Source organism: Ruegeria sp. A4, assembly GCF_056543025.1.
The window spans coordinates 1,009,780-1,023,167 of record NZ_JBQGAW010000001.1 but is presented as its reverse complement, the minus strand read 5'-3'; the positions used below and the strand labels follow the sequence as shown (position 1 = coordinate 1,023,167).

Sequence of the window (13,388 nt, the reverse complement as noted above, 5' to 3'; positions counted from 1 at the left end):
ACAATTCATCCGCCACAACCAATCGTCTGAGAAAAATGCGACGGCGAGGTTGTCGTTTTCGACCGACAAGAAAAGCTGCGCATGCTAAGCCCCCGGCATGACTCGTATTCTGCAAAACAAGATCCCGTATGATGTCGAAAACCCACGCGCTTTGCCGGGTATTCAACCGGCAACCATGGAAAACTGGCTGCATCAGGATGAGGCTTTTGCCGACCAGATGCGGCGTCGCGAAGAAATTCTGGCTGAGCGGCGCGACGATGTTCTTGCGCTTGATCCTGGGGCCAAACCTGCCGCGCAAGAGTTGCTGGATCTGGTGCTGATGCAGACATATCCCACGGCCGGGGCAGAGGCCGCAAGGCCGGATGGCATATCCGTCGCGATCGACCGCGACCGACCGCTTGATACGCTGTGCAGGCTGGTGCAGGAGGACTTCTGCATTCTTCAGAAACGGGGAAATGAGCATGTTCTGACGGGTGCCATTCTGTGTTTTCCTGCCAGTTGGCGCTTGTCCGAGAAATTCATGCGGCCGCTGATTGATATCCACGTGCCCGTGGAAAGCTATGACGCCAATGTCGCGAAACGGGTACAGAGGCTGTTTGACGGTATTCAACCCGGTCGCCCGCTGTGGCGCTTCAACGCCCTGTGGTACGAAGACCCGGAGTTGTTCCAACCTCGCAGTGCCAGTGAGCCGCGCGAAATACGGGACCGGCGTCAGGCGTCTTATCTGCGAAGCGAGCGGCAGACGTTGTTGCGTTTGCCGAAATCCAACGCGGTCGTGTTTTCCATCCACACATACGTTCTGGCCGCAAACGCGATCCCAAAAACGGAAAACCCCGCCTGATGGCGGGGCCTCCTAGGAGGGTCTTCGATAATTCTTTTACATGCCCAAGGCACCCGCAACATCAGCCAACGCGTTGCTGGCGTTCAGCGCGACAATGGCGAATGTGAGCACAAGCACCTGTGTGTTCAGGCGGAAATCCTCGCCCCGGATCAGGTTGACTGCGGCCATCGATACGGCAATTGGCGCTGAAATGCTGGCCAAAACTCCGGTCATGCACCAACTGCTGAGGCGCAGGATGTCGCTTGGCTTGTCATCATCATCCGCGATGGCCCCGCGCGCGTCCATCTGGGCGGGCAGGTCTGCCTCGTCGCTTCGGAACGCAATGCTGAGCAATTGTTCGTCGGTCAGTTGAATCGGACGCGCGGCAGGAGAGTGTAGGGCAGTGATCGTGTCATCCTGTTCAGACTGCTGCATCCCGGCGAACTGTCCGGTCAGTGATTGAAAGATCTGCTTTCGATCCCGGCTTGTTCGGCTTGGTGTCAGGGTGTCAAAGGCGCTCATGAAGTGCTCGACAGTAAGAACCGTGTGCGGCGACAACCATTCAACCCGTCGGGTCGAACAGATATCGACCATGCGATACAGAGTGACCACCAGCATCAGTTCCGAAATCTCGGCGTCGTCCAAAAGTGGCGAGACTGGCGTAATTGTCAGCACCAACCTGTTTTGGGGATGCGACACGCGGGGCTTTGTTATGGTTTTCAACCCTGCGGCGCGATCCATGCGCTCGTATCGGTCCTGCTGCCCGGAGGCGCCTGTATCCAGAGTCATCCGCACAAGATACTGGCTCGAGACGATGCTGGCCTCGGTCGCGCTGAGCAGGGCCTTGCGCTCGACCAGATGACCGTAGTCTTCCAGCGTCGTGGCAACGATGGATCCAAAGCGCTCTATCGCGCCGGTTGCGTCGCCATCAAATTGCAGGCCGCCATGGTAGCTGTGCTTCCGAGCCACTGCCCCGTCCTTTTCTGCGTTCTGTTATTCAAAGACTAGCACCCCATCTTGGAGAGAATTTGGCGAAAAATGCAAAAAAGTGAAATTTCCCAGCGATTGGTTACGCTTTGGAAACCAAGCAACTAAAGGCTTTTGTTTGTCACTGTGGCGGAAATGTGGCGAAATCAGGTGCGGCGCGTGTTGACGGTGCGGCGGGGCTAATTGTCGATTCGGGCAGCCATTATTGCGATGGATTGCTGATAGACCGAGGCAGCATTCCACTGCTGCAAGACGCGAAAGTTTGGTTCTCCGGGTTGATAACCGCGCCCTGGTTTCCACCCCTTCTTGCGAAGAAAATTGGCGGTTGAGGCCAGTGCATCCGTCATGTTGTAGAAGTCCACGCGCCGGTCGCCCGTAGCATCGACACCATAGGTCAGGGCGTTGCCGGGCAGGAATTGCGTGTGGCCCAGTTCGCCATGTTTTGCCCCTTTTGTCGCCATTGTGATACTGCCTATGTCGACCAGTTTCAGTGCCCCAATTGCGTGGGGAATAAAGAACTCTGACCGGCGACAATCATAGGCCAGTGTTGTGATTGCGGAAACAACCTGACTGTCGCCCATGAAATTGCCAAAGCCGGTTTCCATGCCGTGAATGGCGATCAGAACGCCCGCAGGAACACCATATTGCCGCTCAAAGGCGGCATAATAGTTCGGGTTGGCGGCTTTGCGTTTGCGCCCCTGTGCGACGATTGTATCGGCCCCTCGAACACGCATGAATTTGTCCAGCGAGTATTTGAAGCTTTTTTGATTGCGGTCCGCGGCGATGGTGCGCGTGGCATATTGTGTCTGGGACAGCGCTTGCAGACCTTTCTTTTTCACTCCCGCCTTGCGTGCCTGTTTGGCAAAATCGGCCTTCCATGCCTCAAATCCAGCGCTGGTGTTGCCACAGGGTGCGGCCAGAACCGGAGACGTCAGGGAAAGGGCAAGAATGGTGGCAAGGCGAAACATGGGCGTAATCCGTTGGAATTGAAATCTGCGGTTAGCCTAGCGTGAGCTGCGCCTTGGGCAAAGCGGTTAATAAAGGTCCAGCTCGCCCTTTTTCCTGAGCGTTTCGAACCATTCCTCAGGCGTGGCATTGATGCGGGCGTGTTTCACCATCATCGCATTCATATTTGGCAGATGGGTCGAATCCGGCCAGTCTTCGGGTTGCCACAGATGTGCGCGGATTACACATTTGGGACAGTGTGCAAATGCTGTCTCGACATGGATGAGCAGCGCCAGTTTGGGTGGGTGCCCGTCAATGGCCATGGTTTCAAGCAAACGGGGGTCAGCACAGATGCGGGCGGTGCCGCGAATGCGGAGCGTTTCCATCTTGCCCGGAACAAAGAACAGGACGCTGACGCGCGGATCCTTGAGAACATTGTGAAACGTATCCACGCGTTTGTTTCCCGGCCGATCCGGGATCGCGATCAGGGTATCGGACAGCACCTGAACAAAGCCGGGCGGGTCACCACGGGGTGAAACATCAAGATGCCCATCCGTGTTGGCCGAAGCGATCAGGCAAAATGGCGAGGTCGCTATGAAATCGCGACACATCTGATCGAGGGAGGACACCTCCTTGGCAGTGATCTGCGGCAGCGGATGGCCAGAGATCCTCCTCAGCTCCTGTTCGGATGTCACAAGGTTTGAGAATTTCGAGAAAGGTGAGGTATCGCAAGGCATGCTGTCGTCTCCGGCCGGGAGTGTTCTCACCAGTTTGTTGGATCAAAGGCGGCGCGTCAAACCGTGTGGGCAGACATGACGAGGGCGCCCGAAGGGGCGCCCTGCCAAATCGTTTCCGTACTCAGCTTAGCAGCTGTAGTACATGCCGTACTCCACCGGGTGCGGCGTGTGCTCGTAGGTTTCCACCTCTTCCATCTTGAGCGCGATGTAACCGTCGATCTGGTCTTTGGTGAACACATCGCCCTGAAGCAGGAAGTCGTGATCGGATGCCAGAGCTTCCAGAGCCTCACGCAGGCTGCCGCAGACGGTCGGGATGTCGGCCAGTTCCTCGGCGGGCAAGTCGTACAGGTTCTTGTCCATCGCCTCGCCGGGGTTGATCTTGTTCTTGATACCGTCCAGGCCAGCCATAAGCAGGGCGGCAAACGCCAGATAGGGGTTGGATGAAGGATCGGGGAACCGCGCCTCGACACGTTTGGCTTTGGGGCTTTCAGTCCATGGGATACGCACACAACCCGAACGGTTACGTGCCGAATAGGCTCGCAGAACGGGGGCTTCAAACCCGGGGATCAAGCGCTTGTAGCTGTTGGTCGACGGGTTGGTGAAAGCGTTCAGGGTCTTGGCGTGTTTCAGGATGCCGCCGATGAAGTACAGCGCCTCGTCCGACAGGTCGGCATATTTGTCGCCAGCGAACAGCGGCTTGCCATCTTTCCAGATCGACATGTTCACGTGCATGCCGGTGCCGTTGTCACCTGCGACAGGCTTGGGCATGAAAGTGGCCGATTTGCCGTAGGCGTGTGCCACGTTGTGGATGACGTACTTGTACTTTTGCAGCTCATCGGCCTGCTTGGTCAGGCTGTCAAAGACAAGACCCAGCTCGTGCTGGCACGAGGCCACTTCGTGGTGGTGCTTATCGACCTTCATGCCCAGGCGTTTCATGGTCGACAGCATTTCCGAACGCAGGTCCTGCGCTTCGTCGATGGGGTTGACCGGGAAGTAGCCGCCCTTGACGCCCGGACGGTGGCCCATGTTGCCCATCTCGTATTCGGTGTCGGTGTTCCACGACGCATCCGTTGCATCAACTTCGAAAGATACTTTATTGATGCTGTTGGAAAAACGAACGTCATCGAACAGGAAGAATTCAGCTTCGGGACCCATGTAGGCTACGTCACCGATACCGCTGGACTTCAGGTAGGCTTCGGCTTTCTGCGCAGTTCCGCGCGGGTCGCGGCCATAGGCTTCACCGGTGTCGGGCTCAACGATCGAGCAGTGCAGACACAGTGTCTTTTCCGCATAGAACGGGTCGATGTAAGCCGAAGTCGTGTCGGCGATCAGTTTCATGTCCGAGTTTTCGATCGATTTCCAGCCTGCAATGGACGAGCCGTCAAACATAAAGCCTTCTTCCAGGAAGTCTTCGTCGACCAGATCGACGTCCACCGTGACGTGCTGTAGTTTGCCGCGCACGTCGGTGAAGCGGATGTCGACATATGCGACGTCTTCTTCGCGGATTGTATTGAGAACTGCGTCTGCGCTCATTCCCTTGGTCCTTCTGATAGATGTGTCAGTAATGTTGTGAGTTAGAGTGCTTCCGAGCCGGTCTCGCCGGTCCGGATGCGAATGGCTTGGTCGACGGGCGAGACGAAAATCTTGCCGTCTCCGATCTTGTCGGTTTTGGCGGCCGATACGATGGCTTCGATCGCGGCGTCGACCTGGTCGTCGTCCAATACGACCTCGACCTTTACCTTGGGCAGAAAATCGACGACATATTCCGCGCCGCGATACAGTTCGGTATGGCCTTTCTGGCGACCGAAGCCCTTGACCTCGATGACGCTGAGGCCCTGGACGCCCACATCCTGCAATGCCTCTTTCACTTCGTCCAGTTTGAACGGCTTGATGATCGCTTCGATCTTTTTCATCCCGGCTCACCTTGAATGGTTGTCTCAGGGGCAGTGATCACGTCTAAGATCGGGCGGCAATGTGATTGCGATATCGTGCGGGTCGGGGTGCTTTGAAAAACGGCTGTGTGCTATTTTTTGAGCGACTTGCACAAAAAGTAATCAAAATTGAATCGAGCAAGGGGTGAAAGGATGGAATTGCTGACAGCGGCACAGATGCGGGCCATTGAGCAGGCCGCCATCAAATCTGGTGACGTGACCGGTCTGGAACTGATGGAGCGGGCCGGCCAGGGTGTTGTTGACGCGATTTTCGAAGAATGGCCCGTGTTGGACAGGCGAGGGGCCAGCCCCTCGCGCTCCCCGGGATATTTAGGGCCAGATGAAGAGGATCCGCTGCGCGCAGTGGTGCTGTGCGGACCGGGCAACAATGGGGGTGACGGGTTTGTCGTGGCGCGGCTTTTGCAGAAGCAGGGGTGGGCGGTGGAGGTTTTCCTTTATGGAGACCCGGAAAAGCTGCCTCCGGATGCGCGGGTGAATTATGAGAGATGGGGTGCAAAGAACGAGGTTCGCGTCTTCGCTGTCGACTCCGCCCCGTTGGCGGATGATTTGCTTGGGTTTCCAAAGAGCATTGATCTGGTTGTCGACGGGGTTTTTGGCACGGGTCTCACCCGGCCATTTGGTGGGGCGTTTTCCATGTTGGCCAATGCGTCAGTCAGGGCCCTGCTGCGAGAGCGAGGTGTAAAGGTTGTTTCAATTGACGCGCCAAGCGGCCTGTGCGCCGACAGTGGTCGCATTCTTGGTCAGGCGATTGTTGCGGACATGACGGTGACGTTTCACAGCAAAAAGCTTGGGCATGTTCTGGGCGATGGTCCGGTGACCTGCGGTGCGGTCCGAACCAAGTCGATCGGGCTTGAAACACTGGAAGACGGTCAGATCGTTCACACGACCGAGGCCGACGGGGTGAAGCTGTCGAAAGGTTCGGTTGGCCACAAATACTCACATGGTCATGCTTTGATCCTGTCCGGGGGGGGCGGCAAAACAGGGGCCCCGCGGTTGGCGGCGCGGGGGGCTTTGCGGGTTGGAGCGGGGCTGGTGACGCTGGGCGTGCCGCCGTCTGCGCAGATGGAGGTGGCCAGTCAGATCACGGCTCTCATGTTGCAGCGGGTTGATGGGGCTGATGGATTGTCTGACATACTTGAGGATACGCGCCTGAATGCGCTCTGTCTGGGGCCTGCGCTGGGATTCGAGCGGGCGCAGGCGCTGGTGCCGACGGCCTTGGCTGCGCGGCGGGCGACCGTGTTGGATGCGGATGCTTTGTCAGCTTTTGCAGAGGATCCCGGCGCCCTGATCGCGCGATTGCACGACAAATGCGTACTGACACCGCATGGCGGGGAATTTGCTCGGGTATTTCCGGACATCGCCGCGCAGATGAACGCGCAACCGGCCAAAGGCCCGGCGTTTTCCAAGGTAGACGCAACGCGTGCTGCCGCAAAACGGGCTGGGTGCGTGGTTCTGTTCAAGGGCCCGGACACGGTGATTGCTGCGCCGGATGGCCGGTGCGTGGTGAACTCGGCCGTTTACGAAAGAGCGGCCCCCTGGTTGGCGACGGCCGGGTCCGGCGATGTGCTGGCCGGATTCATCGCAGGGTTGTTGGCGCGAGGTTTGGCACCGATGCAGGCGGCGGAAACTGCGGCGTGGCTGCATGTGGAATGTGCGCGCCAGTTCGGGCCGGGTTTGATCGCGGAAGATTTGCCGGAACAGGTGCCGGAGGTTTTCAGAAAGTTGAATATTTGAGTTCGTTGGGCGTGGAACGGCTCAATTCCCGGCGAGTCGGCGGAAATCCGCCGTCAAGCTTCACGTCAATGCAGACCGAATGTTTGCCAGATGCATAGCTGGACGTCACAATTTATTTGCACACGGTGCCGCGGATTTTCGAATGGATTCGTAACTGTATGATATAAAATGCGAAATGACCTGTTTTTTGACATGCCATGTTGCGAATTTGCAATGTTTGCGAGGGAGCGAATGCGGGCCACTGGAACGCTCGCAGTTCGTAAACAAATGGACAGTATCTGAACCCCGAACCTTTCATGGTGAGTGAAATGACCCTTAACATCAAACCGATATCAGTAGCCGCTGTTCTGACTGCGACGACCGCCATCCCGGCTGTGGCGGAAATGAAATACGAAAACAATAGTGGCGGATATGTGCTGCTGTATGGACAGTTGCACCCCGCCTTGATCTCGGTGGATGACGGACAGGATACCGAGACCCGTGTTCTCGACAACGATCTGTCGAACAGCCGTGTTGGCCTGCGTCTTGTGCAGCCATATGGAAGCAACGAATTCCAATTTTGGTTTGAATCAGGCCTTGGCCTGCCGGGTTCGGCGTCTGCCGATCAATTCGGAACCAACGCAGATGGTTGGAATCGCGAAGACATTCGCCATGTGGATTTTTCGCTGAAAGGTGGCTACGGCAAGTTTTCGGCAGGTCAGGGCAGCATGGTCGCTGATGGTGCCGCAGAGGTTGATCTGTCATATGTCGGAACCGCGCTGTATTCGTTTACCAACGATGAAAATGCAGGGTTCTTCTATCGGGACACGACCGGTATGCTGAGCGGTATTACGGTTGGTGACAGTTCCAGCAACTTTGACGGCGCGCGGCGTGGTCGTGTGCGGTATGATACGCCAACGTTCAATGGGTTCTCCGCCGGATTCGCTTATGGTCAGAACATTTTGTCCAGCAGCGACGACGACGACTATTATGACGTCGGTCTGTTTTACGAAAACACTTTTGCCGGTGGTGTGGAGTTCGCTGCAGCCGTTGCCTATTCGGTAAGAGACCGGGATAACAATTCGGGGGATCGCAAAGATACGATCGGTTCCGCTTCCGTCCTGCTTCCCAGCGGGTTGGGCTTTACGATTGCGGGCGGTACGCGCGACGATGATCAGGCCGGTGCCACGGATCCGAACTATTGGTACGGTAAGATCTCGTACGAAGGCAACTGGGTGTCCTGGGGCAAGACCGGTGTCGGTATCGACTATTATGATGGCTCGGATTTCCAGAGCAACGGTTCTGACACCAAAGCTTGGGGTATCGCGGTCGTGCAAAAAGTCGAGCCGATCAACACGGATGTTTATCTGAAATACCGCAACCACGATTTCGATGACGGCTCGTCATTCGACAACAACGAAGCATGGGTTCTGGGCGCACGCTGGAAGTTCTGATTGTCTGGCTGGAACAAGTGCGAGCGCCCCGGTTTCCGGGGCGTTCTTTTTTGCGGTTTAGGCGATCAAATACCACTGGATTCAGCCTTTGCCTCTTGCACGCGGGCGGCAGGGCAAATAGAAGGCTTCAAATTTGCCCGGCGCGCCCTATTTGCGCGCCCCGAATCCTATGGGGACTACCATAATGCAGGTTACCGAGACGCTGAACGAAGGTCTGAAACGTGGCTACAACATCGTTGTGTCAGCAGCCGAGCTGGACGAAAAGGTCAATGAAAAGCTGACCGAAGCGCAGCCGGAAATCGAAATGAAAGGTTTCCGTAAAGGCAAGGTGCCCATGGCGCTGCTGAAAAAGCAGTTCGGCCAGCGCCTGTTGGGCGAGGCGATGCAGGAAACCATCGACGGCGCCATGAACAAGCATTTCGAAGACAGCGGTGACCGCCCCGCGCTTCAGCCCGAGGTCAAGATGACCAATGAGGACTGGAAAGAAGGCGATGACGTAGAAGTCGCCATGTCTTACGAGGCGCTGCCAGCGATCCCAGAAGTTGATCTGAAATCGGTCGAGTTGGAAAAACTGATCGTCAAGGCTGATGAAGCAGCCGTTGAAGAAGCGCTGAACAATCTTGCGGAAACCGCTCAGGACTTCAAAGCGCGCCGCAAGGGGTCAAAAGCCAAGGACGGCGACCAGATCGTGTTCGATTTCGTCGGTAAGGTTGACGGCGAAGAATTTGAAGGTGGTTCGGCAGAGGATTACCCGCTGGTACTTGGCTCGAACAGCTTCATCCCTGGCTTCGAAGAGCAACTGGTTGGCGTGAAAGCCGAAGAAGTAAAGGACGTCAACGTTACGTTCCCTGAAGAGTACGGCGCCGAGCATCTGGCGGGCAAAGACGCAGTTTTCACCTGCACCATCAAGGAAGTCAAAGAACCGGTTGCTGCGGAAGTGAACGACGAACTGGCTAAAAAATTCGGCGCCGAAGATCTTGAAGCCCTGAAAAGCCAGATCGCAGAGCGCCTGGAAGCTGAATATGCAGGTGCATCGCGCGCCGTGATCAAGCGCGCTTTGCTGGATGCACTGGACGAGAAGGTGTCGTTCGATCTGCCGCCGTCGCTGGTTGAAGCCGAAGCCAAGCAGATTGCGCATCAACTGTGGCACGAAGAAAACCCAGATGTCGAAGGCCACGACCATGACCCGATCGAGCCCACGGACGAGCACACCAAGCTGGCCGAGCGTCGCGTGCGTCTGGGCCTGTTGCTGGCTGAACTGGGCCAGAAGGCCGAGGTTGAAGTTAGCGACGCTGAGATGACACAGGCGATCATGAACCAGGCCCGTCAGTACCCGGGTCAGGAACGTCAGTTCTTCGAGTTCGTTCAACAGAACGCGCAGATGCAACAGCAGCTGCGTGCGCCGATCTTTGAAGACAAGGTTGTGGACTACGTGTTGGAGCTGGCTCAGGTCACTGACAAAGAAGTCAGCAAGGACGACCTGCAGAAAGCCGTTGAGGCACTGGAAGAGGAGTAATCCTCTTCCTTCCCTTCGTCAGAAGAAGGGACAAAAAACGGAGCCGCCTGCAATCAGACGGCTCCGCATGGGTGGCTTTTGTATCTATGAGGTGAGGGGGTCAGGCCTCATGAGCAAAAGCACGGGGGGTTTCCAAAAGAGCGGTTCTTTGCTCTGGCGTGAACGTATCCGTGAGCGCTTCGATCAGCTTGAGGACATCCTGCCGTTCAGCTTCTGTTTTTGCGGCGCTCATCTGTTCCACAAAATATTTCTCGAGATCTGTGAGTGGTTTGTGATCCTGGTTCGCGGGGTTCTGTGCTGCGGCTTTCTTAGCGGCGAACAGAGCCAACGCTTCTTCTTCGTCCATAAAGACGTCGTTGTGAATGCCCGCAAATTCACGCAGGCCGGCGATGCGTTCTTCGGTGCAGTCCAGCAGAGCGGCCAATGCGTGAACCTTACCCATTGGAACTGTCTTACCTACATAGTCGTAAGGCGCGCAATTCGAACGCTTCAACACCCGATCCATAACCGGATCAATCACGGTGATGATGTCCTGAATACCTGCATTCTTCGCATATTCCAAAGATCCGATCATCAATTCGCAAGTCGCGTAGGAGACGGAGTTTTTTTCTTTGCCACGCGTGAGCCGTTGCGTGTCGACGCAGAACCGGGTCGATTCCCACATGGTCGCACTGCGAAGTGGTGCTTCGCCGCAAAGGATCGCCGAAAAGACATCCGCCAACATGTGTGGTCCGGTGGTCTGGAGGGCACGCACGGCTGCGACGACATTCCCCTCATCGTCGAGTCCGATTACATATGCCGGGTCCAGGTGATCGAACTCGTCGATCTCTTTACCATCTTCAATGTTGACGTCCCATCCCAGGCGTTCGCCAAAAACTCGTGCTCTCAACTCGAACATTTCATCAAGAACTTCGCTGAACATATGTCTGTTCAGGCCATCTACCACGATGATCATTTCTTCCCCCTTCGAGTGGTTGTTCGGTAACTTAGACGTTACCGGACACAGGGGATTTTTCTATTGGGGGTTTCCCGTATTTTGGCGAAATTTTGCGTTTTTTTTGTTTAACTTGGGGTAATAAGCCCAATTGCAATCGCCCGGCCAACGGCCTGAGGAGTGGTCAGCGCACTAAGCTTTTCTCGACTGGAACGCAAGTGCACTTCTACGGTTCGGTGTGAAATGGACAAAATATCGCCGATGTCCTGTTGCGATTTCCCTGCCGCAACCCACTGCAAGATCTCTGTCTCACGTCTGGAAAGTGTTGGATGATACAGCGCGCTGGTCAATTCGTCTGAGGAAACCACGTTGTCATGGATGTGCACTGCCATCGATTGCAAGTCACTAATGACATGCGTGTATAGCTTGCGCCATTCCTCTTTGCTGCAATTGCGCGTTGCGCTCAGCAGGCCGATATCTCCGTAGGGACCGCGCACGGGAATTGTAACGCCTTGGTTTGGCAATCCAAAATCATGGGCATCCCGGAATACACGTTGGAAGTCGGGGCTGCGCTCAAGTCGGCTCCAATCCACTGGCGCGATGCTGCGGCGGGCCATATGGATGGTCGGATCAATCATGATCAGACCCTGGTTTTGGTAGTGCTCATTCCAGGCGTCGTCGTAGGTAACAAAGCCGGCAACCGTGCCGGCAGCAGGGTTCATGCCAGCATAAGCAGCATGATCCATATCATGCTTCTCACAGATTTGCCTTAGAAATTCGGTGTATCGAACTTCTGAATCCGGCAGAGTGCTCAGATCGACAATTTCCATGTGGTGCCTACCAGCTGCGGCCCATCTTACAGCCCGATGGTGTCGTCGAGCATGCATATAACACAGAGTGGAACCCGTTTACCTCACCGAGCCAGAACACCATACTTTCCTAAACATGACAAGGCGAGGTACTAATTGTCTGCGCAATTCCAAATAATGAGACATTCAATAGAACATTTTTGTCACTATTCGGCAAAAAGTGCTAATTTCACGCGGCTTTCTGACGCTAATCACCGTCAGTTGGCGGGTTTCAGCCCAGTTTCCACCAACAATCCGCGCGCTTTGGCCTCGGGGTAAAAGCCCTTGGCATAAAGAAATATGGCCCGATCCTGGTTGCCGTCAGCCAGAAGCCAGGCGCCACGAAGGTATTTCCCGGCGAACTCAAGGTTGGTGTCCGCGTCCAATAGACCTTTGGCGTTTCCGGTGTATCCCATGGATCGTGCGGTGGCCGGAAGGATTTGCAACAACCCATAATAGGGCCGGTTGACCGCCCAGGGGCGATGCGTGCTTTCACGAATAGCAAGCTTGTGAACAAGCTCTCGCGGAAGCTCGTAGTGGTCCGCCCATTTGTTGATCGACGCGCGAAGTTCTGGCGTTTCGTTTGGATAGAGCGGAGGATTGAATTGTTGTGTCTCTGCCTTGGAGACTTCTCCTGCACCGCAGGCAACCAACGGGGCTGTCAGCAAGAGTGCCATGAGATTGCGACGGGTGAACAGGGGCATAAGTTTCTCCGGGGTTTCGAGTTGCAATGATATGGCCTGAGTATTTGGCTGCAAGATTATGGATGGAGTTGGGCTAAAATTTGCTGGTTTGGCTCGGAGACAAGAAAAAAGGCCGCGCTTGAAGCACGGCCTTTGTTGTGTTCGAAACCTTGCCGGATCAGGCTTTGGCTTCGTCTTCCTCGGCAGGAGCGGCTTCCGGAGCCAGCTCTTCGTCCTCGGACGCGGCCGAGCCGATGTCGTCGAACAGTTCGGCGATCTCGAATTCAGCGGCTGCTTCTTCTTCGGCGGCCAGTTCCTGGATCGATTTGCCCGAGGCCTGAAGTTCAGCTTCTTCTTCCGAACGCGCCACGTTCATCTTGATTTCAACTTCGACTTCGGGGTGCAGCTTGACTGCAACCGAGTGCAGGCCCAGTTCCTTGATCGGATTGACCAGAACAACCTGCTTTTTGTCGACGGTGAAACCAGCTTCGGTTGCAGCCTCTGCGGCGTCACGCGGGGTGACCGAGCCGTACAGAGCGCCAGCATCCGATGCCGAGCGAATCACGATGAACTGCTGTCCGTCCAGCTTTTCAGCCAGTGCTTCAGCTTCTTTCTTGGTTTCCAGGTTGCGTGCCTCAAGCTGCGCTTTCTGGGCTTCGAACGACGCGATGTTGGCGTCCGAGGCGCTCAGAGCTTTGCCCTGAGGCAGCAGGAAGTTGCGGGCGTAGCCGGGCTTGACGTCAACGACGTCGCCCATCTGACCCAGTTTCGCAACGCGTTCCAGCAGGATAACTTGCAT

At 56.0% G+C, this 13,388-nt stretch carries 13 protein-coding genes; 4 read left to right on the top strand and 9 right to left on the bottom strand.

Annotated elements, in window-relative coordinates:
* The first annotated feature begins 97 nt into the window (after positions 1–97).
* Positions 98–841, top strand: coding sequence for a heme-dependent oxidative N-demethylase family protein (locus ACR0E2_RS05105; RefSeq protein ID WP_171725542.1), 744 nt, complete (start codon positions 98–100; stop codon positions 839–841).
* A gap of 36 nt (positions 842–877) precedes the next feature.
* On the opposite strand, the gene ACR0E2_RS05100 is transcribed toward ACR0E2_RS05105, so the two are convergent.
* The 5 genes from ACR0E2_RS05100 to ACR0E2_RS05080 form a co-directional block, all read right to left on the bottom strand.
* Positions 878–1,789 carry a hypothetical protein gene (locus tag ACR0E2_RS05100; RefSeq protein ID WP_480445479.1) on the bottom strand — a complete coding sequence of 304 codons (912 nt, stop codon included), beginning with the start codon at positions 1,787–1,789 and terminating at the stop codon, positions 878–880.
* Positions 1,790–1,986: 197 nt separating this feature from the next.
* Positions 1,987–2,775, bottom strand: a complete 789-nt coding sequence (locus ACR0E2_RS05095) for a lytic murein transglycosylase (protein ID WP_480445478.1) — start codon at positions 2,773–2,775, stop codon at positions 1,987–1,989.
* Between the two features lie 66 nt (positions 2,776–2,841).
* A complete protein-coding gene (locus ACR0E2_RS05090) occupies positions 2,842–3,489 on the bottom strand; it encodes an MSMEG_1061 family FMN-dependent PPOX-type flavoprotein (protein ID WP_480445477.1) in 648 nt (215 codons plus the stop codon).
* 126 nt (positions 3,490–3,615) lie between these two features.
* Complete coding sequence (gene glnA, locus ACR0E2_RS05085; RefSeq protein WP_152458343.1) at positions 3,616–5,022, bottom strand: type I glutamate--ammonia ligase; 1,407 nt, start codon at positions 5,020–5,022, stop codon at positions 3,616–3,618.
* 41 nt (positions 5,023–5,063) lie between these two features.
* Entirely contained in the window at positions 5,064–5,402 is a 339-nt protein-coding gene (locus ACR0E2_RS05080; RefSeq protein ID WP_152458342.1) for a P-II family nitrogen regulator, read from the bottom strand.
* A gap of 171 nt (positions 5,403–5,573) precedes the next feature.
* Between ACR0E2_RS05080 and ACR0E2_RS05075 the strand changes: the two genes are divergently transcribed.
* From ACR0E2_RS05075 to tig, 3 genes are all read left to right on the top strand, one after another.
* Positions 5,574–7,175 (top strand): NAD(P)H-hydrate dehydratase, encoded by a 1,602-nt coding sequence (locus tag ACR0E2_RS05075; protein WP_480445475.1) that lies wholly within the window; start codon positions 5,574–5,576, stop codon positions 7,173–7,175.
* A gap of 308 nt (positions 7,176–7,483) precedes the next feature.
* Positions 7,484–8,608, top strand: coding sequence for a porin (locus ACR0E2_RS05070; RefSeq protein WP_480445473.1), 1,125 nt, complete (start codon positions 7,484–7,486; stop codon positions 8,606–8,608).
* 184 nt (positions 8,609–8,792) lie between these two features.
* Entirely contained in the window at positions 8,793–10,124 is a 1,332-nt protein-coding gene (gene tig, locus ACR0E2_RS05065; protein WP_480446182.1) for a trigger factor, read from the top strand.
* A gap of 100 nt (positions 10,125–10,224) precedes the next feature.
* Here tig and ACR0E2_RS05060 read toward each other — a convergent pair whose 3' ends face one another.
* The 4 genes from ACR0E2_RS05060 to rplI all read right to left on the bottom strand — a co-directional run bounded on the left by ACR0E2_RS05060 (position 10,225) and on the right by rplI (position 13,388).
* The gene (locus tag ACR0E2_RS05060) at positions 10,225–11,079 is read right to left on the bottom strand and encodes an acyl-homoserine-lactone synthase (protein ID WP_480445472.1); all 855 of its coding nucleotides are present in this window, start codon (positions 11,077–11,079) and stop codon (positions 10,225–10,227) included.
* Between the two features lie 107 nt (positions 11,080–11,186).
* Positions 11,187–11,888: an autoinducer binding domain-containing protein gene (locus ACR0E2_RS05055; RefSeq protein ID WP_152458337.1), complete on the bottom strand. Its 702-nt coding sequence runs from the start codon at positions 11,886–11,888 to the stop codon at positions 11,187–11,189.
* 236 nt (positions 11,889–12,124) lie between these two features.
* Positions 12,125–12,610 (bottom strand): transglycosylase SLT domain-containing protein, encoded by a 486-nt coding sequence (locus ACR0E2_RS05050; RefSeq protein ID WP_480445470.1) that lies wholly within the window; start codon positions 12,608–12,610, stop codon positions 12,125–12,127.
* A gap of 157 nt (positions 12,611–12,767) precedes the next feature.
* The gene (gene rplI, locus ACR0E2_RS05045; RefSeq protein ID WP_171115363.1) at positions 12,768–13,388 is read right to left on the bottom strand and encodes a 50S ribosomal protein L9; all 621 of its coding nucleotides are present in this window, start codon (positions 13,386–13,388) and stop codon (positions 12,768–12,770) included.

Excerpts from the sequence above, each read along its gene's own strand:
- ACR0E2_RS05105 (WP_171725542.1), top strand. The coding sequence starts at position 98 with ATGACTCGTATTCTGCAAAACAAGATCCCGTATGATGTCGAAAACCCA.
- ACR0E2_RS05095 (WP_480445478.1), bottom strand. The coding sequence starts at position 2,775 with ATGTTTCGCCTTGCCACCATTCTTGCCCTTTCCCTGACGTCTCCGGTT.
- ACR0E2_RS05090 (WP_480445477.1), bottom strand. The coding sequence starts at position 3,489 with ATGCCTTGCGATACCTCACCTTTCTCGAAATTCTCAAACCTTGTGACA.
- glnA (WP_152458343.1), bottom strand. The coding sequence starts at position 5,022 with ATGAGCGCAGACGCAGTTCTCAATACAATCCGCGAAGAAGACGTCGCA.
- ACR0E2_RS05080 (WP_152458342.1), bottom strand. The coding sequence starts at position 5,402 with ATGAAAAAGATCGAAGCGATCATCAAGCCGTTCAAACTGGACGAAGTG.
- ACR0E2_RS05075 (WP_480445475.1), top strand. The coding sequence starts at position 5,574 with ATGGAATTGCTGACAGCGGCACAGATGCGGGCCATTGAGCAGGCCGCC.
- ACR0E2_RS05070 (WP_480445473.1), top strand. The coding sequence starts at position 7,484 with ATGACCCTTAACATCAAACCGATATCAGTAGCCGCTGTTCTGACTGCG.
- tig (WP_480446182.1), top strand. The coding sequence starts at position 8,793 with ATGCAGGTTACCGAGACGCTGAACGAAGGTCTGAAACGTGGCTACAAC.
- ACR0E2_RS05060 (WP_480445472.1), bottom strand. The coding sequence starts at position 11,079 with ATGATCATCGTGGTAGATGGCCTGAACAGACATATGTTCAGCGAAGTT.
- ACR0E2_RS05055 (WP_152458337.1), bottom strand. The coding sequence starts at position 11,888 with ATGGAAATTGTCGATCTGAGCACTCTGCCGGATTCAGAAGTTCGATAC.
- ACR0E2_RS05050 (WP_480445470.1), bottom strand. The coding sequence starts at position 12,610 with ATGCCCCTGTTCACCCGTCGCAATCTCATGGCACTCTTGCTGACAGCC.
- rplI (WP_171115363.1), bottom strand. The coding sequence starts at position 13,388 with ATGCAAGTTATCCTGCTGGAACGCGTTGCGAAACTGGGTCAGATGGGC.